Genomic DNA, 25,146 nt, shown 5'->3' on the forward strand with positions numbered 1-25,146 from the left:
CAATGATTTCCAAATCCTTCATAAAATCCTCTTTCATTTACACTATAGTTGGTGCATTACCGCTAGCATCAAGTATTTTACTTCTTCCATTTTATGGAAATCAATCCCTTTTAACCACCTCCGATTATGGAATGCTGGCCATTTACCTTACTATAGCCGAATTAGGAAGGGTGCTCTTTACGTTTGCAACTGACAACTTTATTGGTTTAAACTACATTCACTATAGTAATTCGGAAAAACAGAAGGAAACTTTCATTGGAACATCTGCACTATTCATGTTATTGTATGGAGTAATCCTACTACTAGTGCTTTCATCCTTAGGGCAATCTATCTTTGACTTAGCATATCCAGGTAAAAACATTAACTTTTTTCCATATGGTTTTGCATCGTTGCTAACAGGCATGCTAAATGGAAACTTTAAGGCATACACAACTCTGCAAATTTACAGGGAGAAACCACTCCCCTACTTTTGGGCTAATATTACCCAGGTATCAATTATTATAACGATTTCTATTGTTGGCTTATACTTAAAACCCCTTTCGCTTGACGCGCCAATTTATGCTAGACTAACGGCATCAATAGTCTCTTTCATATGGGCTTTTTCATTCTTTATTTCACATGGCAAGCTTACAATCGACTTTAAGATCCTTAAAAGATTATTTAGCTATGCAGCCCCACTGTATGTTTACTATTTACTCTACTGGATCATAAATAATATTGACAGATATCTTATTCTTGGATTAATATCAAAGGAATCAGTAGCCATTTTTGACTTTGCTGTAAAAGTCACCATGGCATTAGAACTATTTCAAAGCGGCCTAGCTGGAGCAATTTCCCCTAAAGTTTTTAAGTTATGGAAATCAAATAATGATAATCCTTGGGGTACTATCGAAATTAATAAGTACTATCACGTATATGCGCTTATTAATATTGCTATTATACCCCTATATTATTTCATCCTTCCTATTGCAATTCCATTGGTTGTCAATAATACTGCACTATACTCATCATTTTGTTTCCTCCCAATACTTTTTGCCACACGTGCAACAAGAATCTGGTACTATTACCTTTCAAGCCCCATCTTTTATTTTCAAAAAACTAAAATCATGCCCATCGTTTTTGCAACAGTGGCAGTTTTCCAAGTTGGTTTAACCTATATGCTAATTAAATTAATGGGAATTAATGGCGCTTTATGGGCTAATTTTGCAACCAGACTTTTTCAGGCAACCCTGATATACTTATACGTTAGAACATTTTACAAACTAAATATTAACACAAAAAAGATGTTCCTTTTCCCTGGTATTAACATCCTATGTTTAATACTGCTATTTATTCTTGACTTAAATGTATTCTTAAATGTCGCTATTTTAGCTACAATTACAAGTATTAGCTCATACCTAACCTATCATAAAGAGTTAGATATTAGGTCGATAAAACGAATGGTTTTAAATAGGGATTAGAATAAGTCGACCGAAATGTTTTGGATGAAAGCAGTGTGAGTTATCTCTCGACCAACCTTAGCTTCTGTTATAAGCATCAGTACAGGAATCTCATTACCACTTTTAGTAATAATTGTAACCTCTTTGCGCTGACCTGTAATTTTCTCCTTATTCGGGTCGATATATGCAGCAATATAAGGATCACTCTTCGCAACCTCCTCGGGGAAAAGCATTCTAACACTCTGTCCTATTACCTTTTCCCTACTAATCTCAAAAAGTTCTTCGGCTGCTTTGTTAAAGAATTGAACTATACCATCGTGATCAGTGGTAACAATTGCATCAAGAAATCCCTCCAAGGTTTTCTCGTTTCTAATTTTTACCTTTTCAATTTCTTTAAACTGGTTTCGAACCTCTTCCTTAGCTTCTCTTAATTTTTTGTTTAGTTCAATCTCATTCCTTCGAAGCTGCTCCTCTTGGCGTTTTAGCTGCTCTGTTTGCTTTTGGGTTTCTATCTCCATTAGTTTCTCACGGGTAATATCATTGGCAATAAGTATAACCTTTGCTATCTCGTCGTACATGTCATTTACGGCAGTAAAGGTGCACCTGAACCAACGAACTTCACCATTGCTATTATTCATTCTAAACTGACCCTCATATGGAATTCCATGAATAACATCATCCCAAACCCTTTCAATATTCTTTCTATCTGCCTCAGAAACTAGTTCAAATATCGATTTTTCCTTAGCAGTATTAAGATTATAAGATAAAGTTAACAAGAATTTCTCATTGGCGTCAATCAAATCGCCAGTTGGAGAGAATTCTGCTTTAATAGATGAGCGATTTAGGGCACTTATTTGCCCCTCGTAGTCTAAGCTCTGCTGTTTTTGCTCGGTTGTATCAATAGCTAAAAACAATATTTTATCAACCCCACCCGATTCAGTTCTAACACAAGTAAAAGTGGCAATAGTCCATAAATCATCCCCATTACGAGTTAAGAGTTTCATATCGCCTTCAAAATGCTTACCCCCTTTGCTTAGGTTATTCCAAATATCATCGAACCACTCCCTATCCTTTTTGTTAATGAACATTGAGATATGCTTACCCTCAACATCGGAGTTTGAGGCGTACTCCAACTTTTGTAAGAATTTTGTATTAGCATAAAGGAGCGTTCCATCAACACCAAAGTCAGCACGTATCATGGTATGATTTACAGAATTAGAGAAGCTGATAAATTTGGCGGATTGTCTACTTGCTTCCTCTTGAGTAGCTTGTAGCTCCTCCATATTCTGCCTCATTTGCTCTTCCTTAAGTGCCAGTTCTTCGGCTTGTTCACGCGATTCTTTGAGTAGCTTTGCAGTTCTAATATTAATTTTAACAGTTGCAATGGTAGTCGCAACGCTTTCCGCAACCTTATCTATAAATTCTTCTTTGTAATCCTCTAACGGGTCAAACGAAGCCAACTCAATAACACCATGAACCTTATCATTCATTTTCAGAGGGACAAGAACTAAATATTTAGGATTAGCCTTTCCCAAACCACTTGTAATATTCAAATACCCCTGTGGTATTTTCTTAAGGATAATCTTTTCCTTTTCTAACGCACAAGCACCAACCAACCCATCGCCCCAGGGGATAATCTTATCGGCATATTTCCTTCTTTCATAGGCATAGCAAGCGGTCATTCTAAAATGAACATCACTTTCATCATCATCTTCAACTAAATAAAATGCGGCTTGGTTTGCGCCAACATAGTTAACTAAATTCTTTATAACCTGAAAGGTTAATTCCTCAAGGTTATCGTTATTTTGCCGAAGAATATCACCAAAGAGAGCCATCCCCTCAACAGCCCAATTTCTTTGTTTATCTTCTTCTTTCCTCTTTTGCTCCTCAATTCTACTTTGTTTAATATCGTTCCTCAAGCTAACAATTGCTTTCCCTAAGGAGTCATTTTCATCGGGAGTATATTCGGCATCAACATCTCCTTCACGGAGTTTCTCTACAAACCGGTATAATTTCCTTTCCTTATGTAAACTCTTTTCAAGAGTTTCAGAATAATCAATCAACTTTTCTGAATATTTTTTATAAACAAAAAACCCAAGAACTCCTAATGCTAGTGGAATAAAATCAATTAAATAAATAAATGGTAAATTTCTATGCAAATCCTTTACGCCACCAAAATTTAATGCAAAGTCGAAATTAATGATTCCTGCTACGTAAATAGCTATAACAATAAGAACTCCCAAAAGTAAGCCGAATAAAGCTCCTTTGGTATAGTTGAACAAATAATTCTTAGGCCTCATGAATTGAAGTTTTGATGCTTAAAAATAAGGATTTTTTCATCTTATACACAACATTTACTGCTGAATATTGTAGTAAATGTGTTAATAATTTAAATGATAAGCACGAGTAAAAACATTCTATATAGCTCTATATCTTTTAATTACATGTTCTGCAATATTACTTAAAGGAAGTACAGTAATGGCAGCATTAAGTTTTACCGCTTCCCTAGGCATACCATAAACCACACATGAACTTTCATCTTGTGCAATGGTGTATGCCCCCGACTCCTTCATTTCAAGAAGCCCTCTAGCTCCATCATCGCCCATTCCTGTCATGATTACTCCAATTGCATTTTGCGCAGCAAAGCGAGCAGTGCTTCTAAACAACACATCAACCGAAGGCCTATGCCTATTAACAAGTGGACCTTGAACAACCTCAACATAATATTTTGCTCCACTCCTTTTTAGTAGCATATGATAGTTTCCAGGGGCAATAAGGGCATGGCCAGGAAGAACAGGATCGCCGTTTTTTGCCTCTTTAACTGTAATATTACAGATATCATTTAACCTATTTGCAAATGAGGTGGTAAACTTCTCGGGCATATGCTGAACTATAACTATTCCAGGGCAATCAACAGGCATATCTTTCAAAAACTTTGCAATTGCCTCAGTTCCTCCAGTTGAAGCTCCAACAGCAATCACCTTATCGGTAGTAGTGAATGGTTTATGATTTGCTGATTTTGAAAGTATAACATCTGCAGAATGTTTTGGCTCAACTATCGGCGGAGCTACAATTTTTCTACGAGCGATTCTACTTCGAGCAGCAGCTTTAATGGCATCACAAATAACTATTTTGGATTCTTCTAAGAACTCCTTAGTATTTAGTTGAGGTTTAGTAATTAGCTCAACAGCACCATATTCCAACGCTTTTATTCCTACCTCTGTTGCCCTACTTGTTAAACTTGATATTATCACAACTGGGATAGGGTGTTGTGACATTATTTTTCGCAAGAATGTTAAACCGTCCATTCTGGGCATTTCAATATCAAGTGTAATAACATCAGGTGTTTCTTCGGACATTTTACGAGCAGCAAAAAAAGGATCGGCAGCAGTACCAATAACCTCAAGTTCAGGATCGGACGAAATGATCTCTTTCAGTGTTTGCCTAACTAAAGCTGAGTCATCTACAATTAACACCTTTATTTTATTTATCATATCCAATATTTGCTTTTAAACTTTACCTTGATGTTTTTTCTTTGAAAAATCGGTTAATTCAGCTGCGTCTGATTTTTGAATATATTTTAATCGTACCTCACCCGTACTAGTATTAAATTCTATTCTCCGCCCCTGTTTTCCCCCTATGCTTTTTGCAATAATTGGGATTCCATATTCACTCAACATATCAATTGCAATTGCAATATTTCTTTCGCCAATGTGAAAGTTACTAATATGTGTATCAATAACCTCTGCACCACCAAAAAGTTTTGCTTTTAAGTTGTTTTTTTTTGAACCTAACAAAATTATACGCTCAATTAATCGCTCAATAGCAATATTACCATACCTAGGACTAGCTAAACCCTGACCATTCCAATATGGTAACATATAATGATTTATACCGCCTATTTTCAAGATTGGATCATAAAGGCATATTGCTACACATGAACCTAAAATTGTTGTTACCACATAGGGTTCACGTTCAACAAATAGATTTGAAGGGAAAAGATAATATTTTTTTAGTTCTTGCATTAAATCAGGCTAGAAAATCTCGGTATCATTATCGAAAAACATTTCGTTATCATCTGTCGCAATATCATCAACTTCAATGTCGACTTCTGGAATGGTTATAGTAAAACAAGCCCCTTTCCCTAGCTCGCTATCAATTTCAATAGAACCATTAAGCATATCAATAATCGCTTTATTTACCGATAATCCTAAACCATGTCCACGATTTAGAGAATTAATACCCGAATCCAAACGCTTAAATCTGTCAAAGATTATTTTATGATTCTCCTTTGATATTCCAATTCCATAATCTTTTACCGAAATTGCCAGTTCATTAAGCTTTCTTACAGCTTTCACATCAATAGTATTACCTTCAAAGCTAAAGTTCACAGCATTGCTCAGAAGATTGGCAACTATAAGTTTAACCTTCTCAGGGTCGGTTTTGAAATGAACTGAATTGTCAACCTCACCTTCAACCACGTACGAATAGTTAACCTTAAGATTCTTTTTCCTTAACTCGTACTTAAACGATTCTAAAACGCTTTCAAATAAATTGTTAACATCAACCAGCATGATTTCCGGATAAATCTCCCCAGCCTCAATTTTAGCCGCAACAAAAATATTACGGAACTGAAAATCGAGGTTAAACGCTTCGGAATGGATTAAGGCAACCATTGAAATAACCTTCTTCCAATTCTCCTTTTCAACGGAAAGAATTGCCCTTGACAGACCCAATATAGAAGTAAAAGGGTTAATTATTTCGTTAGTAATATTTGAAATAAAGTGCGATTTTAACGCTTCCGATTCTTCAAGTTTTTTATTTACCAATCGGAGTTCAGCGTTTAAGTGCTTTAGGTCATCTAAGGTCTTTTTATTTTGGTCAAAACGTCTTTTTAGTTCTGCCAAAAGCTCATTATCTGATAATTCTTCGGGCTTCTTACTCATAACACAGTAATTTAAACTTTGCGATAAACAGTAGGTCGTACTTGAACCAATGGTACATTAAGATTAAGTATTGATTCTGAATGACCAAGGATGAGATAACCCTCGGGTTTCAAGCGTTGAGATAATTTATTAATTACAGCAGCTTGGGTTTCTCTATCGAAGTAGATTAGAACATTTCTGCAAAAAATCACATCAAAAATATCTTTTGTTTTATAGGTGCTATCCATAAGGTTTAACCTATCAAAAGTTATCTTTGATCGAACATGAGGGGCCATTTTAACCGTAGGGTTTGTTCTATCCTTACTCCTTAGCATATACTTCTTTTTTAAAGGGAATGGTATGGCTTGTACTTTATCTTCGCTATAAACAGCATCAACCGCCTTTTGTAGAATGCGTGTTGAAATATCAGTAGCAAAGATGCTAAAGTTGAATTTTGGGTTTTTCTCGGCAAATTCAAATAAAACCATTGCTAAGGTATATGGTTCTTCACCGCTTGAACATCCAGCGCTCCATACCTTGAAGGTTTGGTTTACATTTGAGGAATAATAATTAGGCAATACTTCATTAGTTATGAATTCAAAATGAGCGGGTTCTCTATAAAAATCAGTTTTATTAGTGCTAACAACATCCAGCATATGAATAATTTCCCTATCGAACCCGTCCTTGCTAAAAAGGTAGCTAATGTATTCCTTGAAAGTATTTATCTTCAGATGCTTTAACCTTTTCTGCAACCGGCTCTGAAGCATTACTTTCTTAATAGGTGGTAACTTTATACCACTCTCCTTGTATATTAATGCGCTTAAACGTTGAAATTCTTCGTTAGTTAGCTGTAATTTATGATAATCAATAAGTCCACTGTTAGGCATTACTCATTATTTTCAGTAACAGTATCTTCAAGCGAATCAGCATCAACAATTTGAGTTATATCATCAGTTGAAAAAACAGCATCCATATTTAGTATGATAACAAATCTGTCATCAATTTTAGCCATACCTATAATGAACTCCGATTTGTATCGACTACCTAAAGTAGGTAATGGCATTATTTGGCTATTATCAATTTCAACAACAGCCTGAACAGAATCGACAATAGCACCAACATGAACCGATTCTCCATCAACATCAATATCAAGTACAATGATACATGTGTTATTGGTATATTCAGCTTCAGGCATTCCAAATTTTATCCTTGCATCAATAACAGGTAATACTGCGCCGCGCAAATTGATAACCCCTTTTAAATACTCTGGAGCTTTAGGAACTTTGGTAATTGGTGTCATTTCTAAAATGTTTAACACCTTGCTAACATGAGCGGCAAACTCCTCTGTCCCCAGTTTAAAAGTGAGGTATGATTTGATTTGGTTTTTATTGTCCTTATCCATAATTCTTATTTTTAAAATTTACTCCTTATTACCAATAGCAAACATTTTAATAATCTTGTTAGTATCCATAACTAGAGCAACAGTACCATCACCAAGAATTGTTGCACCAGAAAAGATATCGTGGTTCTTATAATGTTTTCCTAAGGGCTTTAGCACAGCTTGATATTCACCTATCACATAGTCAACAACAAGCCCTACGCTCTCATCCTCAAAGTTCACAACAATTACTTGCTCAAGTTCCTCGTTACTTGGCTCTAAATCAAATTCTTTTCTCAGGCTGAAGAATGGAATTTGCGAACCATCTAGAGTTATTAAATTGTTAAATGTGTTATAAATTTTGTCCTTTTCAACAGCATATATTTTATCAATTGCTGAGAGTGGAACAACGTAGGGCGACTTGTTAATACTTACAAGCAACCCATCAATGATAGAAAGTGTTAACGGTAACTTTATGGTAATTGTAGTTCCAATTCCCTTTTCTGAATCGACCTCAACCTCACCTCGAATGTCATAGATTTTCTTACGAACAACATCCATTCCAACCCCTCTTCCAGAAACATCGGTAACCTTTTTTGCTGTTGAAAATCCTGGTAGGAATATAAGGTCTAATATCTCCTTTTTACTCATTTTCTTATCAGGCAGCACCAATCCCTTTGAAATAGCTTTGGCATGAATCATTTCAGGGTCGATGCCTGCTCCATCATCAATAACTTGAATGATAACACTAGCTCCTGAATAAAAAGCTTTAAGAACAATTTTACCTTTAGCAGGTTTCCCGTTAGCAATTCTAACCCTTGCCTCCTCTATTCCATGATCCATGCTATTGCGGAGAATATGCATTAACGGATCGGACAAGTTCTCAATTATCGTTTTATCAAGTTCAGTATCGGCTCCTTCTACAATAAACTCTACATCTTTATTGAGTTCTGCCGACAAATCCCTAACTAAACGCTGAAAGCGTCCAAAAAGATTCTCAATGGGGATTAAAACTATACTAAAGGCAATATCCCTTAGCTGTCTGGTTAATTTTTGAACATTCTCAACAATAGGATTTAACCCAGGAATATTATTTTGCTCTGAGAAAAGGCTTAAGCGAGCTTGAGTAGTTACTAACTCGGAGACTAGATTCATTAGAGTATCAAGTTTATCGGAACTAACCCGAATACTTGATGCGGTTTTATCCTTAACTGCTATCCTTTCCTTTGTAAACTTTTCTGCTTTTCGCTTATTGATATTGGATATTGCCACTTTGGCTAAGCGTTGAATTGCTACTAATCCAACATCCTTTTGTACTTCAGCCAGGTTTTCAACCTCCTTAATAAAAGTTTGATCGGCTACCAAGTTTTCTTCACCAAGCTTTTGAATCTCAAGCGTTGAATCAGATTCAACAAAAATAAAAACATCATGAATTACACTTTCGTCTTTATCTGTTGCAAGTAGGACCTCCCAGTATGTATAGCACTCATCCGGATTTATCTCGGCAATTTGAGGAACCCGATTAAAGTGAGCAAATACTTTATAATCGCCCAAAGAACATAGTTCATCTAACAAATACAATGGATTAGTTCCATTTTTAAAAATATCGGCGTTGGGTTCAAACAAAATGTAATAGGTTGATGTTACCCCTTTCGCCTCTGGTTTGCTATTACTTTCAACTTTTCCTTCAGGTTTTTGAGGGTTTATTATAGCATCTATCTTCTCAACCAATCCGCTATGAATAGTTTTAAAATCGGGGTCATTATAATTTTGCTCATCTAGCATAGACTTAAGGTGATCTACACAAGCAAAGGTAACATCAAGAATTGGCTTTGAGAGTTCAAGTTCATTGTTCCTAATCTGGTCGTAAATGGTTTCGAGGTTGTGAGTAAAATTATCAATTAGCTCAAACCCAAACATTGCGCTATTACCCTTTAGGGTATGCATAATCCTAAAAACTTGCTGAACAAGCGTTTCATCCTCAGGATTTTTCTCCAAATCAAGCAAAGCAACTTCAAGCTTATCAATAAGCTCAGTTGCCTCCTCTATAAATTTCTTCCTAAAACTATCCATTACCTTATAACTTTATTAATTGCGGCTAAAAGCTTTGCAGGAACAAATGGTTTAATAATCCAACCTGTAGCACCTGCCTCTTTAGCTTCCATTTTTTTGGCAGCTTGCGACTCAGTTGTTAGGAAAAGAATTGGAATACGCTCATAGCCAGGTGTAACCCGTATTTTTTTTATCAATTCAATACCATCCATTTCTGGCATATGTAAATCGGTAATAACTAAATCGATGGGTTGTCCATTTAGATGCTTTAACGCATCCTTACCATCTACACCAACTAGTACATTGTACCCCTCGTTTTCTAGGGTAAACTTCACTACTTCACGAATGCTATCGGAATCGTCGACTATGAGAATTGTCTTTGCCATATCATATTGTATTAATTAATATTCAGTTTTTAACCCAGAACGTTTAAAAAGAGTTGACATTTCATCTGATAAATTAAACTTAACGCTTGACTTAACTCCATCTTCCAACATGGAAAATAAAAATGATCGAATAAGCTGTATAAAACCTAAATCGATGACAATTATATCTGATATGATAATTGAAACAGGTTTTCCTTTCTTATATAATTTCACCAAGTCGTTTTTAATGCTATTAGCATTATTTAGTGAGAGATCACCAGAAATGAAAACCTCTGAACTCTCTTCGTTATAACTCAACTTATAGGTTTTATCTTGTTTATCCATAATCTAATTATTAAAAAAATTCAACATCATTATCTTCCTCGTCAATATTTGAATCATTAATATCATGGTCTCCATTAATTACCTGATCATGTATTTGGCGTTCCGCATCCATTGTGTACATTGTTCTAATAAAATCCAGGTCATCTTTATCAAGCTGGGTATCACTTTTACCACTCAAGTTTTTATAAATCTTTTGAAGAATTTTAATTATCTCAACTATCTTTACTTCAAAAACTTCATAATATTTTATATCAGAGATTGCACTCTCTATAGTGTTTTCTAATCTTTCACTTTCGGCTTTATTCTTATTAAGCAAAACTAAAACCTCTTCTTCATTTTCTAGCATTTTATCTGTAATCCCTTTTAGCTCAATGGAGATATCATCGGAGCGACTTGTTTTAGCATTTTGCACTAAAATTTCTAAAAGTTTCTCAAAACCAGAAACTTTATCAGATACTCAAGATTTAGAATTTGAATTAGGTTTTGAGATGCAGTAATATCCCGTTCAACGGTTTTAAACTGTTCTATAAGGTTAGTTTGCAAACTAAATTCAGGATGGCTAATCATTTCCACATAACGGCTACTATATTGTATAATCTCATCAATAATAGAATTATCAAGCTTTATTAGAGAATCAGATAGAATCTGAGAAACATCTTTTGCTTGCTCAACTACACTGTGAGAATTTTGTTTAATTAAATTAGCATATCTATCGGTTACTGCTAAAATATCAGTCTCAACCTTAATATTATTGTTCTTAGTTAGTGATTGACATTGAATAAGAATAGCAAATGAGATACTACCAATTGATTTAAATCGCGTTACAATCTTTTCTATTGCAGTCTGATACTCCTTGTTGGCTCTTACTAGTAATGCCGATTGAATATTAACAATCTCTTTGACTTGCATCAAAAACTTATCGCCGGTATTTTCATCTATTTTTTTTAGGTTTTTAAGTAACTCTTTATGTGACTGTTGTACGTGCTCAACTTTTTGCCTAATAATGTCGTGATACTGCAAGTTGGTAATAATGCTATCAATATTTTCCCTTAACCTGCTATTATTCTCTTGTAGTTTAGGTAAGCTAATGTTTAGCTCTTGCTGCTTTTCTGAAAATAACTCTATAACTTTCTTAAGTGTTTTAAGTATAGCATCTAGATTTGATTCAATCTGCTTGATACCCTTTTGGGTTTTGTTGTAAACCTCTTCTAATGCTTCTTTATTTTCTTTTAGTAATTTAAGTTGCTCTTGCTCAAAAAGTTTAGCCCTATTAATCAGACGATTAAATTCAATAATATAATCCGAATCCTCGTTCTTTTCTTCTAGTTTATTTGAACCTATCTCCGATATCTTTAAATTGGAAAGTAAGAATTTCTGGGTTAAGAGGTTTTGGCTTATATTTTTTCTTTGCAACTCTATCCCATCAAGTGTACCGCTTATTTCCTTTATTAATAGTAATGCATTACTTCCAATCTGAGAATAACTTTCTTTTAAAGTTGAAATTTTTTTTGAAAGATCCTTAAGGTTAATGATATTTTCACTTTTAAAGCTAGAAGAGTAAATGGATATTATTTTTTCAGCATTCTCTAAGATATAAGTTGACCCCTTATGTGCCTCTTTAAATCTATTGTTTAGGAAAGAAAATCGTTAGCAGCACAACTTAATATTTCAACCACATTGGAGTCAACTTTCGTAAAATAATCTGATATCTGATTTATATTAGCCATATAACCTTAGGTCCATTATTGATTTGATAATACTTGCTTGACCCTTGAAATTAAGTATTTTATATCAACGGGTTTAGGGAAGAACTCATTAACACCCAATGCCTTGCATTTTTCCTTATAATAGCTAGTATTCGCTGCTGAAACAACAAAAACTGGAATATGTTTAGCAAAGCTACTAGCCATAAACTCTTGCAAAAACTCAACACCAGTAGTGTTAGGCATTAATAAGTCAAGCAGTATAAGCCTTGGTCTTTCTTTCTCAATTCTTAGCCAAGCCTCCTTAATATTACTAACGGTAATAGTCTTATACCCCTCTTCTTCAAGTATTGATTCGAGTAACACCTGATTTGTAACAGAGTCATCAACTATTAATATGTACCCACTAGAACTCATCGTAAATAATTATTTTCAAATCTAAACATTAATAATATTATTAATTCAAAATCATTAGCATTTTATATCATCACAAATGGTGATTTATATCATCTTTTTTAATCTATTTTTTTCATTATATTAGGGCAATAAGTAAATATAGATGTTTGATAGATCAAAATTAGATTTTAGCGCAATTTTCGGGAATAGCACAATTCCCTAAAGCAAATACTTTCTATTAATGAACAAAAATTACTCCTCAGCAACATCCAAGTTATACATTTTAAAAACAGGGAAATAATAGCAAAACAGGGATCTATAAGTAAATTGGTATATTATGTTGTTGAGGGCCATATTAAAATTAGCAGAGAGTTACGAAGGTCAAAAAACATTGTATTAAAGTTGGTTACTCAGGAAATTTTATAGGAATACCATCACTCCTAAATGGTATAACTTTTAACTTTACATTATCTTCTGTAAAAGCTTCTACGGTTTGTCAAATACCCTTTTCAGTACTTGATACAATTCTAGAAAACAATCATAAGCTATCAAAAGAATTCCTTAAATGCTTTAGTAAGGATTATCTTTATCAAGCCAACAGGCTATCGGGTTTACTTTTTAAGCAACTTCCAGGGAGAGTTGCCGATTTAATACTATACTTTGCAGAAGAAATATATTCTAGCGACGAATTTGAGTTTCCATTAAATAGAGCAGGATTAGCAGAAATCTGTGGAACAACAAAAGAAAGCCTAATCAGAACCCTCTCAGAATTTAATCACGATAGGATAATTGAACTAAATAGAAACTCTGTTAAGATAAACAGCTATGATATTTTGAAAACTTTAAGTAAATTAGGGTGATTTAAATCATAAAGCATATGGCAAATATTTTAATAGTTGACGATATTTTTGTTAACAGGTTGCTCTTAAAAGAAATTACGAAACCTTTAAACGCGACCTGCTTCGAAGCAGAAAATGGGAAACAAGCAATAGAACTTTTGCAAAAAGAAAAAATTGATGTTGTTTTTATGGATATTGAGATGCCTGTTATGAATGGATTAGAAACAACAAAGTATATTCGTGAAAAATTTCCTTCACCAATTCGTTATACTCCCATTATTGCACTAACTGCACACAATCCAGCTAATTTTTTTGATGATTTTAAAGATGTAGGATTCGATTACCTTCTTACTAAGCCATACTCCATTGAAAAGATTAAAGAAGCGATCTCAAAAGTGACTCCAAGGTTGAGCAACTAATTACTAATTTATTCTAACTTTGCTTTTCATTTCAATTTATAAAGAATGGACAGGGCTCATCTTTCCAAATTAATACTTAACGAGAAACGTTTAATAATACCTAACGTTGGTGCATTCCTGCATAAAGAATTGGAAAATGGCAAAGTTGAAATAACTTTCAGCCCATACCTTAAATATAACGATGGCCAACTAGAAGAACTACTGATTAAACAATTTAAATACTCAAAAGAAGAAGCACATAGTCTAGCATTAAGTCTATCAACTGAAATCTCTAATGAAATAAGGAATATTGGAAGTTTCCAAATACCAAATGTTGGGATGTTAACTTTTGACTCAAAAGGGACTCTTAAGCTAACCCCAAACAATGGTTCAAATGAAATTTCTACAAGTACAAATGATGAAAATGTACCAGAACGAAACAACACACCAGAATCATCAGGTAAAGAGATTGAATTTATTGAAGAAAACATAGAAGATAAAAACGAAAAAGCTGTCATAGCAAACGAAAGTTTTATACAAAATGATGGAAACAAACAACTTCAAAGTGAACAAAATGAAGTACCAAAAAAGCAAATTCTTAATGATGATCAGTTAAACATTGAAGAAAAACAAGTTTTACCAAACAATGACACAATCACAAGAAATCAACCTAAAAAGTCTTCTTCAAAACCCTTAGGTTTAAGAATTCTAGTTTTAGTTAGTATAGCTTTAGTTGTCTCATTAATAATTGCATTCGGCATTAAAATTATTATTTCATCGGAAGAAGAGCCAGATTGGGAAGATCGATTTGTAACAACGGAATCCGTTGAGCCTTTAGCATTCCCCGAAGATAAGAATAATGACGATCTGAATGCAGAATTTGAGTCTTTAACTCCTGATGAAACTGCGAATAATTCAAATTCTAAAAATGAGGTTAAGCCACAATCCATTGAAGATAAAATAGAAGAAAGTTTAGTTAATAACCAAAAGCTTCTAAACCAAAAAGTGTTTTATCGACTAGTTGTTGGCAGCTTCTCAAACGCTCAAAATGCAAAAACACTTGCTTCCAAATTGAATGAGCAAGGCTTTCAAGCCAACGTATTTTTGCGTGAGAATGGGAAGCATGTTGTAACAATAGGAGAATATGCTAGCCGGCAAAAAGCAGAATCGGACAAAAGGAAATATGCTAACAAATTCCCTGGCATTTGGATTATCAAGCTTTAACATGAGCATTAAAAAGAAGATTCAATATCCAAACATTGGCACGGTAAATTACACCTACAAAAAAGGATGTAAAAGGATTACTTTAAGAATAAAGAAGGAAGGCTCAATTCATGTTACGATACCATATCTTGTTAAATTCTCTCAAGCAGAAGGATTCGTTTTATCAAAAAAGGATTGGATTATTTCAAAGCTAAACGAAGTAAACCAAAAGCAGCAGCCCATTACATCATTCCGCACAAAATTCTCAAGCATTAAAACAGTCCAATCAAACAGCGTATCAAAAGTTTCTGTGGTTCGAAATAACAACAACTATACCGTATACTACCCTAGCACATTATCAATTAACGATGATAATCTACAATCATTTTTAAAAAAATTGACAACTGAGATTCTACGTAAAGAAGCAAAGAACTACCTACCAAAAAGAATTGATTACATTGCCAAGCGCTATAATTTTAGCTACAATAAAGTAACTATTCGAAATTCTAAAACACGCTGGGGCAGTTGTAGTGGCAAAAACAATATTAGTTTAAGCCTATGGTTAATGTTAGTTCCCTACCACCTAATTGATTATGTGATTTTGCATGAACTATGCCATACAAAGGTTAAAAATCATGGTAAAGATTTTTGGCAATTACTAGATATGCTTTGTGATGGTAATGCACGAATTTATTCTAAAGAATTAAAGGGGTACCAAATACCATTTTAGTACTCAATAGAATTTATTCTTTCTGCAATTTCAAGTACTTTATCGTAGAACTCATTTGCAATTTGCTGATAATCAACATTAATAGATTTACCCCTTTCATAAGATTTTTGTTTTATTATTCTTAGGGTATCTTTTTCTAACACTTGAATATCAGAAATTATATCAAGAAACCACTCTGTAGATATTGGTTCGGAATATGCCAGCTGGGTGTAACACTCATCCAGCAAATGTTTTACCATTTGCTTTATATCCTTTTTAAGGTCCTTAATATTAGCCATAGTTTTGACGACCTAAATTTTATATAAATATAACCCATTTCAGAAAAAAACAAAAAGAAAAACCCTTTTTTTAAGGGTTAATTCTGTACTTTAATAGCCATAGGCCTTTCCTTCAACTTTTTCGGGCACAAGTTTGAAAACCTTAACATTTTTCAAGGCAGGCATGCTATAATCAAAATCATCACGGTTGGTGTACTTTTTCATAATGATATTTAAAATCCTCTTCTTTTCGTCTAAATCCTCAATGTTCAATAATTTCCCATACATCAGTACGCTTTTATATTTCATTGAATATGAGCAAGCCACATTCTCGTGCTGGTGTCGGAGGAAATAATCGGAGCTGAAAGCAATGCAAACGTTTGGATTGTTTTTCCAAATATCAATTTTTTTACCTTCAGGTCCAGAATGTAGATATAAGAAACCATCCTGATACCCAAAGTTAAAGGGTAACACATATGGCATACCATTCAAATCAACCATTCCCACATGGCAAACATCTGTTTCATTAATAACCTGCTCAATCTCTTGTTGTTGTGTAATTGCTCTTGGTCTCATTTTTCTCAATCATTATTAAAGATTCAACCTTTAAAGTTACATAAATAACGCGATTATAAATTCAGTAGGTTTTGTAAAAAATGAAATACAACTATGATGATAGCGATTTTAGTTTCAAATAGATTGCTAAAGAAATCAAAAAAATATACGTTTGCAAAAAATTTACTTAAGTAATAAACAATAAAAATGGGAAGAGCATTTGAATATCGTAAAGCCCGCAAGCTAAAACGCTGGGGCAACATGGCAAGAACATTTACAAGACTAGGCAAAGAGATTACAATGGCTGCAAAAGCTGGTGGCCCAGATCCTGACACAAATCCTAAATTACGACTATTAATTCAAAATGCTAAGTCGGAAAACATGCCCAAGGATAATATTGAAAGGGCTATTAAGCGGGCTACTGAAAAGGATATGAAGGACTACAAGGAGATGGTTTACGAAGGTTATGGACCACACGGAATAGCTATCCTTGTTGAAACTGCAACCGATAATCCAACACGAACCGTAGCTAATGTGCGGAGCTACTTCAATAAATATGGTGGTTCATTAGGAACAACTGGTATGCTCGATTTCATCTTCGAAAGGAAATGTTCTTTTAAAATAGAGACACCTGCAGATATTTCATTAGATGAACTTGAACTTGAGCTAATTGATTATGGAGTTGAAGAGGTTTTTGTTGAAGAGGATTCTATCATGATCTTTGCTGAATTCACCCAATTTGGACCAATTCAAAAGTTCCTTGAAGAAAAGGGAATCAACATTATTAGCTTTCAGTTTGAAAGGATACCCAACGATACCAAAAAGTTATCGCCCGAAGAACAGGCCGAAGTGGAAAAACTCATTGAGAAAATTGAGGAAGACGATGATGTTACCAATGTGTTCCACAATATGTTAGTAGAATAGTAGAGCACTTAATTTATTTAAAGAGGCTAAATTAACAGCCTCTTTTTTTATTCATGGAAAAGCAAAACAGGCACTTCTGAATGGTATATCATTCGTTTTGCCAGTGATGGATTTAACAGTTTGTAAAGTAATCCGCGCTTGTGCCGTGTTAAAGCCACAAGATTTATCTGGTTCTTCTCTATATAATCAATTATTACCTTTTCACTAGTTTTTGCTTCTATTATATCGCACTTAACCTTTACTTTTGGCACAACTCGTTTTATATACTCTTTGGTATCTGTCATTAATGCTGCTATAGCAGGTGTTTCAATTTTATCAGTTATATGTAAACAATGCAGTTCTATTTGAAATGGCGATACAATTCTTAATAGTTTTCTAATAGATACCTTATCTGTTTTATCAAAGTTTGTAATGTAAACTACTTTTTTAACCTCATCTACACCTTTAAGAACAGCCTTTTCAGGTATAACTAGTAAAGGAATATGTGTTTCATCGGACACTTCAGTAGCAACACTCCCAACTAACTCGGTACTTTTAAATCCTTCACCTTTAGTTCCCATTACGATTATACCAGGTTTATACCTCTTACTTATTTCAACTATACCATAGGATGCATAACCTTCACGAATTGAATACCCTATCTGAACATTATCATAACCCATAGTTTGCGCAAAACTTTTTAAATCATGATAAAACTTTTGCAACTTTTCTTTTGCAGAGTTGTAAAGGACATGGTAATTCATGTCAAAATCAATTTGAATACTGGCAACATCTGTAAAGGGAATCATATCAACCACAGGCGAGTTAAAAACATGTAAAAGTTTAATCTGAGCATTATACTTAGCGGCTAACATAACCGCATACCTCGCAGCGTTATGTGAAGGCTCTGAAAAGTCAACAGGTACAAGAATTTTGCGAAGTTGCTGTTCTTTGTGTTTTCCCGCTGATGTATCTCTCAACTGAGACATCAATTTCAAAGCTCTTTCGGCATCAGATTCCCTTATCAATACCTTTACCCCTTCGGAAACTGCACCTTGTATTACATTCTCATTTCTCAGAAAGCACTCAATTCCATTAGATTCAAGGTAGGATTTTAGGACTAATGCTTTTGAGTTACTTTCTGTTGCAATAACTATCATTTTTTCTTCCATGGCTATCGTTTTTTTATAAATTTAAAATAACTAAACAAAAAAGTCAAGAAAAAAAGGCTGCCCTTTTGAGACAGCCTACTTTATCAAATTTTTGAATTAGAACTATAGTTCTGCAGAAAATAACATCTCCTCAAAGAAGCGCTCTAACTCCATAGAAAGATTTGGCATTAGCTCTTCAGCTTTCACCTGTTCGCCACTTGTAAACTTGAAGTAAACAACCCAGTCTCCGCCTTCATTAACAAAAATAAAATCGCCTACCTTATCACCGTTTGTTCGGTACAACGACATTTTGATAAACTGGTTAGGATCTTGTGCACTGTCAAGTTCTTCCGAATTTCCTTTGATAGTCAATCTAAACTCAAGGTCATTAACTATTTGCTTTGCAGTAATATCAAAATCAACGGTTTGGTTGTTGTTGGAAACTGCCAAAACATCTGCTATTTGGGCATAAACTATGCTTCCATCCTTCTTAATAGAGAAATTCTTAGAAACCCTAAGTTGCGGATAGCTGGTAGCATCAAACGATTCTTTTGAGTAAACCTCAAATTTTCCAAAGGTTACAGTAATTTCTGTAACAAGTTTAAAGTTAAAGGAGTCGCCATTTGAGTTAAATGAAAAACCACCCTCTAGGGTACCATTATAGTTAAATGTGAATACCTCATTACCATTATAATCGATTTTTACCTTTATCGAATTAATGAATACCTCACCACCATTAGTTTGATCTGAATAATCGTAATATGTTACTACAACATTATTTGTTGGATTATCCATGGGATGGGGAAACTTCACAACAACCTGATTAGTAGGAGTATCTGTATGTATCCATCCGTTTGGAGAGTATTCCCATGTCCCAACTAAGTCATTAAAATTATTTAATATGAAGTGATTAAAATCAAAGTTGAGTTCATGGCCTTCCAGAGCAAACTTATGCTCAACATTCTTAAACGACTTCTCCATACATGAGGATGGTGCAGATTTCATCCCTTGGCTGTTATAAAAGTCTTGTGGTAAAATTTGTCCCAATTCGGACATTATCACATACCCATCGGTACTAGTAATTTCTTGGGTTTCAGCAACTAAATCCTGATCTGCATTTTGTATTACCTGTTGGGCCTCCTCCTTTGTAAGGTTTGTGCCTTCATCCTTTGAACATGACACAAAAAATAATGCTCCTGCTAGAAGCAGCGATAAAAGTTTAAGTGTTTTCATTTTCATAGCTATTTAGTTTTAGTTAAACTTTAAAAAATTCCTTACTCGTAAATCAAATTACATGCCAAAATTCAATTCCTTTAAATTTTGTTTTTCATCGACATATCCATGTAGTTTAAACGTAATTTTTTGTTGTTTGTTTGAAATCAACCTTATATTTGAAAAAAAAATTATTTTTGAAAGTTTAATAGTTGTATTATGAATATAAGGATTCTTAAGTTTTGGCTAACATTTCAAACTGTAATATATAGCATAGCAACATATGCATGCACAAACTACTTGGTAACCAAAAGTGCAAGCATTGATGGTTCCACAATGGTAAGCTATGCGGCGGATTCTCACATAAGATACGGGGAACTCTACTTTCGACCAAGGGGTAAGTGGCCTGCAGGTAGCATGATTACTCTTTACGATAGAGGAACAAACAAACCATTAGGTCAAATACCTCAACCCACTGAAACCTATCAGGTAATCGGGTTCATGAATGAATTTCAGGTTGCAATTGGTGAAACTACTTTTGGTGGAATAAAAGAGTTAAGGGACTCTACCGCTATTGTTGATTATGGAAGTTTGATGTTCCTTGCCTTACAAAGGGCAAAAACTGCACGTGAAGCCATTAAAGTGATGGTAGAGCTTGTTGAGCAATATGGTTATGCAAGTAGTGGAGAATCCTTTTCTATAGGTGACCCCAACGAGGTGTGGATTTTAGAAATGATTGCAAAAAAGACAAACCTTAAATACGATAAAAGACTTAAAAAGAAAATAAATGTTGATAAAGGTGCTGTTTGGGTTGCTGTTCGAATACCCGATGGCTACATATCGGCACATGCAAATCAGGCAAGGATTCAAACATTTCCTTTAGAAAACCTCAGAAATTCGATAAGTAGCAAAAACTTAAATCTAATCTTCAACCCCGAGGTTGAAGTAGTTTATTCTCATGATGTTATTGAATATGCTCGTAAAAATGGCTACTATCAAGGAACAGATAATGAGTTTAGTTTTAGCGATGTTTATAATCCAATAACTTTTGAAGGGGCAAGGTTTTGCGATGCAAGAGTGTGGGCATTTTTTAATCACGCTGCCGATGGTATGAAAAAATATTGGGACTATGCTAAAGGAGAAAATTTAAAAAATAGAATGCCACTTTACATTAAACCAAACCGAAAACTTTCTGTACATGACTTAATGAATTTTAAGCGTGACCATCTAGAAGAAACAGAGCTGGATATGAGTAAAGATGTGGGGGCTGGCCCCCACGGGTTACCATACCGTTGGCGTCCATTAACATGGGATATCGATGGAACCACCTATTTTCATGAACGCGTTACCGCCACACAACAAACAGGGTTTTCGTTCATTGCTCAAATGCGAAGTTGGTTGCCAAACCCCATTGGAGGAATCTTTTGGTTTGGGGTTGACGATGCTGCATCAACAGTATATGTTCCCATATACTGTGGAATTAATCGTATTCCAGAAAGTTATGCCGAGGGGAATGGTGATATGTTGACCTATTCCCCTACCTCTGCGTTTTGGATCTTTAATCGGGTTGCTCACTTTGCTTATCTAAGGTACGACCTAATAATAGAAGACATTAAAAAGGTTCAAAGAGAACTTGAAACAAAATTCATAGCATACACTCCTGCAGTTGATGTTGCAGCAATGAAGCTTTATGATACAAACCCAAATCTGGCAATAGAGTTTTTAACAGACTATTCAGTTAATACCGCAAATGCCACAGTCCAAAAATGGAACGATTTAAGCAATTACCTACTTGTTAAGTATATTGATGGTAATGTGAAAAAAGAGAAGAATGGTAAGTTTGAAAGAAATCCTTGGGGATTTCCAGCAAGTCCTTCGCAGCCTGGCTATCGGGAAGAATGGTTAAGAACCATAATTAATGAAACTGGAAATAAATTTAAAGAACCTAATAATAACTAAAATTTATACTAACTATGAAAAAGTTTTACGCATTTTTTCTGGTAATGTTTTCTGGATTGCTAATCATAGCAAATCCAGTTGATGTAAAGCTAGCAAGAAAGGTTGCAATCAATTACCTTTCTGCTAAAAAAGGTGCAGCTATTGATACTTTTGACATTCAGTTGCTTAGTACCTATAAGCATGCTAATAACGATGCATTACACATTTTCACCTATGGAAAAAAGGGGTTTATAATAGTTTCAGCAGATGACGAGGCCAAGCCCATTATTGGATGGTCATTAGAAAATCCAATGCCAAAAAAGATTGACAATCCAGTTGTTTTAGGTCGACTTGAATGGTATGCCAAACAAATTAATTATGCTGCCAAAAATAAAATTGGAGGTAAAGCAACAAAACAAGAATGGCAGGATATTCTTGAAGGAAGAATTAGCAAGGGAGTAAAAGCTGGAGGCCCGCTGCTAACAACAATATGGAACCAAGAACCATATTATAATAAATTTTGCCCAACTGGTACGCCTACTGGTTGTGTTGCAACTGCAATGTCACAAATAATGCGTTATCACCAATGGCCCACAAATGGGAAAAATTGGCATAAATATGTTCATCCTACTTATGGAACACAATATGCAAATTTTGAGTCTACTACATACGATTGGAATAATATGCCAGTTGAACTAACATTTCAAAGTTCACAAACAGAAATTGACGCTGTTGCAACACTTTGTTATCATGCAGGAGTATCCGTAAATATGAACTATGCTACAGATGGTTCTGGTGCGTTTAGCCCTGATGTACTTTACGCATTGACTAACTATTTTAACTATGACCCAACAACAATTCAGATATATGAATTCGATCCAAATAGTGAAACTGAATGGATAAACATGGTTAAAGCGGAAATTGATGCTGGACGCCCTATATACTATGCTGGTAGTAGTGATGCTAGTGGTGGGCATGCCTGGGTATGCGATGGGTACAATGACAATAATGAATTGCACATAAACTGGGGTTGGGGTGGTTATGCAAATGGTTATTACGCTGCCTCAGCCATGAAACCTACAGGCTCAGGATATGACTTTAGTGAGAGTAATGAAATGATTATTGGTATACAGCCTAACGCTCTTGAATATAAACATCTCTGGGTTCGTCAAGCATCTGGATTTCCTACATCATCTAGAGGAATACAATTTATTTCAGCTGTAAGCAATAGAGTAGCTTGGGCTGTTGCGTATGATGGCTCTGGAACAGGTAGCCAAGTTCGTGAATTTACTAAAACAACCGACGCAGGTGCCACATGGATACCAGGACTTATCAATCCAGATGGTGCAACGGGCATGGCAGCTGCAATGATTTGTGCTATTAGTGATAGTATTGCATGGGTACCACTTTATAGTTCTAATGGAGGTGGAATGATTGCAAAAACTGAGGATGGTGGAAAATCTTGGACTCAAGTAACAACATCAAACCAGTTTGATGCAAGTAAGGGAGGATTCCCAAATGTTGTTCATTTTTGGGACAAAAATAATGGGTTTGCAATGGGAGACCCAACTGATACTTATTTTGAAATATATACGACAACCGATGAAGGTGCAAACTGGACGAGAGTTGATAAGAGTAATATCCCTACACCATTAGAGGGTGAATATGGTGTGATAGGTTATTATACCACTATAAATGATACGGTTTGGTTTTCTACAAACAAAGGAAGAATATATAGATCTGTTGACAAAGGATATAATTGGCAAGCATTCCAAACTCCATTCACATCAACTTCATTTGAACTTGCATTTAAAAATGGATTTGAAGGCTTCATCTATGCTAAAGAAAACGAGCTAGACAAATTTTATAAAACGACAGATGGTGGGGAAAATTGGACAGAAGTAAACCCAACAGGCGCGGTATATACTGCTGATTTTTGTTGGATACCTGGTACTGACACCCTTATTTCTACTGGGATTAATTACCAGGAACCTAATAAAATGGGTGTATCTTATAGTATAGACGGGGGAAACACTTTTATAGATTTTGCTCCATTTTATAAAAATTTCCAATTTGGAAATATAGGAGCATCACCAGAAGGGGCTGTTTGGGCAGGTAGTTTTAACTCAAGTTCTACTTATGGAGGAATGTGGCATAAAGGAGGGACAGTTGTTTCTGCTGACTTCACTATTAATAAAACATCTGGTTTTACAAATGATAGTTCTATTGTATTCACTGATAATTCTTATGGAAATCCCGATTACTGGGAATGGAATTTTGGAGAAGGTGCAGAACCGTCTACCAAGGTAGGTCAAGGGCCTTTTACAGTAAAATATACTACCAAAGGATATAAAACTGTAGCTCTGACCATTAAAAAGGGAGACGATATTCATGTTATTGTCAAAGAGAATGTTCTTTTTATTAATTGGCCAACTGGAATTGATACTGAATACTCTAATTCAAAATATTCAGTTTACCCAAATCCAACTAACTCATCTGTTATTGTAAACATTAATGGTTTTACTAAAGGTAAAATTGATATCTACAATATTACTGGTGCTTTAGTGTGGTCTTCAGGTGCAATTACAAATGATGGAAGAATAGATGTTTCAAACCTAAATCCTGGCGTTTACCTAATTAGAATTCAAGACGAAAAAGGTAAAATTGCAACAAAAAAATTGACGATATCACGTTAAATCGGGTATTCAATAAAGAAAGGGGCTAAGGCCCCTTTCTTTTTGCAATGAAATTTGTAATAACCTAAATAAACTTTACGCCCTTTTGTTTCATCTCATTAATTGCTAACTCCCCGTCATTCTTATTCAAATTAACTGCCCTAATTGCTTCTGAAACAATGCTTACCTTAAAACCAAGTTTAAGTGCATCAAGAACAGTATTCTTTACGCAGTAATCGGTTGCAAGTCCACCTACAATCACTTCATCTACATCAATCTGTCGAAGCCATGATGCCAAGCCAGTTCCTTGAAAACCAGAATAAGCCTCTTTATCGTATTCAGTTGCTTTTGAGACTAGTATGGCAACTGAAGGAAAATAAATATCCTTATGAAACTCAGCTCCTACAGTTCCTGCCACACAGTGTTCTGGCCAAATTCCACCATTTGATTTAAATGATATATGATTTTTAGGATGCCAATCCCTTGTGAAGACAATAGGCAGTTCATCAGCTTCAAATTGCTTTATCAATTTATTAATTGGATCAATAATCTTATCACCCTCTGGAACTGCAAGCGCGCCCCCAGGGCAAAAATCATTTTGAACATCAACTACAATAAGTGCTTTCATCGTCACAAAACCTTAATATTATCAAATATAGCAAGTTAAATTAGTTAAATACTT

Annotated in this window: 25 protein-coding genes; 8 read left to right on the plus strand and 17 right to left on the minus strand. The window is 34.7% G+C overall.

Annotated elements, in window-relative coordinates; genetic code table 11:
- The first annotated feature begins 2 nt into the window (after positions 1-2).
- Entirely contained in the window at positions 3-1,460 is a 1,458-nt protein-coding gene (locus FHG85_RS07315; protein WP_173074465.1) for a lipopolysaccharide biosynthesis protein, read from the plus strand.
- On the opposite strand, the gene FHG85_RS07320 is transcribed toward FHG85_RS07315, so the two are convergent.
- The 12 genes from FHG85_RS07320 to FHG85_RS07375 form a co-directional block, all read right to left on the minus strand.
- Positions 1,457-3,739, minus strand: coding sequence for a PAS domain S-box protein (locus tag FHG85_RS07320; protein ID WP_173074467.1), 2,283 nt, complete (start codon positions 3,737-3,739; stop codon positions 1,457-1,459). The genes FHG85_RS07315 and FHG85_RS07320 overlap by 4 nt on opposite strands.
- A gap of 117 nt (positions 3,740-3,856) precedes the next feature.
- Positions 3,857-4,933, minus strand: coding sequence for a protein-glutamate methylesterase/protein-glutamine glutaminase (locus tag FHG85_RS07325; protein ID WP_246249181.1), 1,077 nt, complete (start codon positions 4,931-4,933; stop codon positions 3,857-3,859).
- A 15-nt stretch (positions 4,934-4,948) separates the two neighbouring features.
- The gene (locus FHG85_RS07330) at positions 4,949-5,464 is read right to left on the minus strand and encodes a chemotaxis protein CheD (RefSeq protein ID WP_173074469.1); all 516 of its coding nucleotides are present in this window, start codon (positions 5,462-5,464) and stop codon (positions 4,949-4,951) included.
- 9 nt (positions 5,465-5,473) lie between these two features.
- Entirely contained in the window at positions 5,474-6,385 is a 912-nt protein-coding gene (locus tag FHG85_RS07335) for a sensor histidine kinase (RefSeq protein ID WP_173074471.1), read from the minus strand.
- Positions 6,386-6,396: 11 nt separating this feature from the next.
- A complete protein-coding gene (locus tag FHG85_RS07340; protein ID WP_173074473.1) occupies positions 6,397-7,251 on the minus strand; it encodes a CheR family methyltransferase in 855 nt (284 codons plus the stop codon).
- Positions 7,251-7,766 carry a chemotaxis protein CheW gene (locus FHG85_RS07345; protein ID WP_173074475.1) on the minus strand — a complete coding sequence of 172 codons (516 nt, stop codon included), beginning with the start codon at positions 7,764-7,766 and terminating at the stop codon, positions 7,251-7,253. The genes FHG85_RS07340 and FHG85_RS07345 overlap by 1 nt, the downstream gene beginning before the upstream one ends.
- An 18-nt stretch (positions 7,767-7,784) precedes the next feature.
- A complete protein-coding gene (locus tag FHG85_RS07350) occupies positions 7,785-9,815 on the minus strand; it encodes a chemotaxis protein CheA (protein WP_173074477.1) in 2,031 nt (676 codons plus the stop codon).
- Positions 9,815-10,180 (minus strand): response regulator, encoded by a 366-nt coding sequence (locus tag FHG85_RS07355; RefSeq protein ID WP_173074479.1) that lies wholly within the window; start codon positions 10,178-10,180, stop codon positions 9,815-9,817. The genes FHG85_RS07350 and FHG85_RS07355 overlap by 1 nt, the downstream gene beginning before the upstream one ends.
- 15 nt (positions 10,181-10,195) lie before the next feature.
- Positions 10,196-10,504: a hypothetical protein gene (locus FHG85_RS07360; RefSeq protein WP_173074481.1), complete on the minus strand. Its 309-nt coding sequence runs from the start codon at positions 10,502-10,504 to the stop codon at positions 10,196-10,198.
- A 10-nt stretch (positions 10,505-10,514) separates the two neighbouring features.
- A complete protein-coding gene (locus tag FHG85_RS07365) occupies positions 10,515-10,916 on the minus strand; it encodes a hypothetical protein (RefSeq protein ID WP_173074483.1) in 402 nt (133 codons plus the stop codon).
- An 8-nt stretch (positions 10,917-10,924) separates the two neighbouring features.
- Positions 10,925-11,917, minus strand: a complete 993-nt coding sequence (locus FHG85_RS07370) for a hypothetical protein (RefSeq protein ID WP_173074485.1) — start codon at positions 11,915-11,917, stop codon at positions 10,925-10,927.
- A gap of 329 nt (positions 11,918-12,246) precedes the next feature.
- On the minus strand, positions 12,247-12,624 hold the full coding sequence (locus tag FHG85_RS07375; RefSeq protein ID WP_173074487.1) for a response regulator: 378 nt from the start codon (positions 12,622-12,624) through the stop codon (positions 12,247-12,249).
- A gap of 503 nt (positions 12,625-13,127) precedes the next feature.
- On the opposite strand from FHG85_RS07375, the gene FHG85_RS13390 reads away from it, so the two are divergent.
- From FHG85_RS13390 to FHG85_RS07395, 4 genes are all read left to right on the plus strand, one after another.
- The gene (locus tag FHG85_RS13390) at positions 13,128-13,463 is read left to right on the plus strand and encodes a Crp/Fnr family transcriptional regulator (protein ID WP_394366221.1); all 336 of its coding nucleotides are present in this window, start codon (positions 13,128-13,130) and stop codon (positions 13,461-13,463) included.
- Positions 13,464-13,480: 17 nt separating this feature from the next.
- The gene (locus FHG85_RS07385; protein ID WP_173074489.1) at positions 13,481-13,861 is read left to right on the plus strand and encodes a response regulator; all 381 of its coding nucleotides are present in this window, start codon (positions 13,481-13,483) and stop codon (positions 13,859-13,861) included.
- Between the two features lie 129 nt (positions 13,862-13,990).
- Positions 13,991-15,064: an SPOR domain-containing protein gene (locus tag FHG85_RS07390; protein WP_173074491.1), complete on the plus strand. Its 1,074-nt coding sequence runs from the start codon at positions 13,991-13,993 to the stop codon at positions 15,062-15,064.
- 1 nt (position 15,065) lies between these two features.
- Positions 15,066-15,773 (plus strand): M48 family metallopeptidase, encoded by a 708-nt coding sequence (locus FHG85_RS07395; RefSeq protein WP_173074494.1) that lies wholly within the window; start codon positions 15,066-15,068, stop codon positions 15,771-15,773.
- Here FHG85_RS07395 and FHG85_RS07400 read toward each other — a convergent pair.
- Together FHG85_RS07400 and FHG85_RS07405 are read right to left on the minus strand one after the other, a co-directional pair.
- The gene (locus FHG85_RS07400) at positions 15,770-16,051 is read right to left on the minus strand and encodes a hypothetical protein (RefSeq protein ID WP_173074496.1); all 282 of its coding nucleotides are present in this window, start codon (positions 16,049-16,051) and stop codon (positions 15,770-15,772) included. The two genes, FHG85_RS07395 and FHG85_RS07400, sit on opposite strands and share 4 nt — an antisense overlap.
- A gap of 90 nt (positions 16,052-16,141) precedes the next feature.
- Positions 16,142-16,606 (minus strand): pyridoxamine 5'-phosphate oxidase family protein, encoded by a 465-nt coding sequence (locus tag FHG85_RS07405; protein WP_173074498.1) that lies wholly within the window; start codon positions 16,604-16,606, stop codon positions 16,142-16,144.
- A gap of 186 nt (positions 16,607-16,792) precedes the next feature.
- Here FHG85_RS07405 and FHG85_RS07410 point away from each other — a divergent pair, with 186 nt between their 5' ends.
- Positions 16,793-17,509, plus strand: coding sequence for a YebC/PmpR family DNA-binding transcriptional regulator (locus tag FHG85_RS07410; protein ID WP_173074500.1), 717 nt, complete (start codon positions 16,793-16,795; stop codon positions 17,507-17,509).
- Positions 17,510-17,556: 47 nt separating this feature from the next.
- Here the strand turns inward: FHG85_RS07410 and FHG85_RS07415 are convergent, their stop codons facing one another.
- Together FHG85_RS07415 and FHG85_RS07420 are read right to left on the minus strand one after the other, a co-directional pair.
- Positions 17,557-18,660, minus strand: a complete 1,104-nt coding sequence (locus FHG85_RS07415) for a universal stress protein (protein ID WP_173074502.1) — start codon at positions 18,658-18,660, stop codon at positions 17,557-17,559.
- A gap of 102 nt (positions 18,661-18,762) precedes the next feature.
- Positions 18,763-19,872 carry a hypothetical protein gene (locus FHG85_RS07420; protein WP_220429186.1) on the minus strand — a complete coding sequence of 370 codons (1,110 nt, stop codon included), beginning with the start codon at positions 19,870-19,872 and terminating at the stop codon, positions 18,763-18,765.
- A 198-nt stretch (positions 19,873-20,070) separates the two neighbouring features.
- Here FHG85_RS07420 and FHG85_RS07425 point away from each other — a divergent pair, with 198 nt between their 5' ends.
- Positions 20,071-21,810, plus strand: coding sequence for a dipeptidase (locus FHG85_RS07425; RefSeq protein ID WP_173074506.1), 1,740 nt, complete (start codon positions 20,071-20,073; stop codon positions 21,808-21,810).
- Between the two features lie 14 nt (positions 21,811-21,824).
- Positions 21,825-24,485: a C10 family peptidase gene (locus FHG85_RS07430; RefSeq protein ID WP_173074508.1), complete on the plus strand. Its 2,661-nt coding sequence runs from the start codon at positions 21,825-21,827 to the stop codon at positions 24,483-24,485.
- 64 nt (positions 24,486-24,549) lie between these two features.
- On the opposite strand, the gene pncA is transcribed toward FHG85_RS07430, so the two are convergent.
- Positions 24,550-25,092 carry a bifunctional nicotinamidase/pyrazinamidase gene (pncA, locus tag FHG85_RS07435; protein WP_173074510.1) on the minus strand — a complete coding sequence of 181 codons (543 nt, stop codon included), beginning with the start codon at positions 25,090-25,092 and terminating at the stop codon, positions 24,550-24,552.
- Positions 25,093-25,146: the final 54 nt, after the last annotated feature.

Source organism: Tenuifilum thalassicum, assembly GCF_013265555.1.
Classification (GTDB): Bacteria; Bacteroidota; Bacteroidia; order Bacteroidales; family Tenuifilaceae; genus Tenuifilum; species Tenuifilum thalassicum.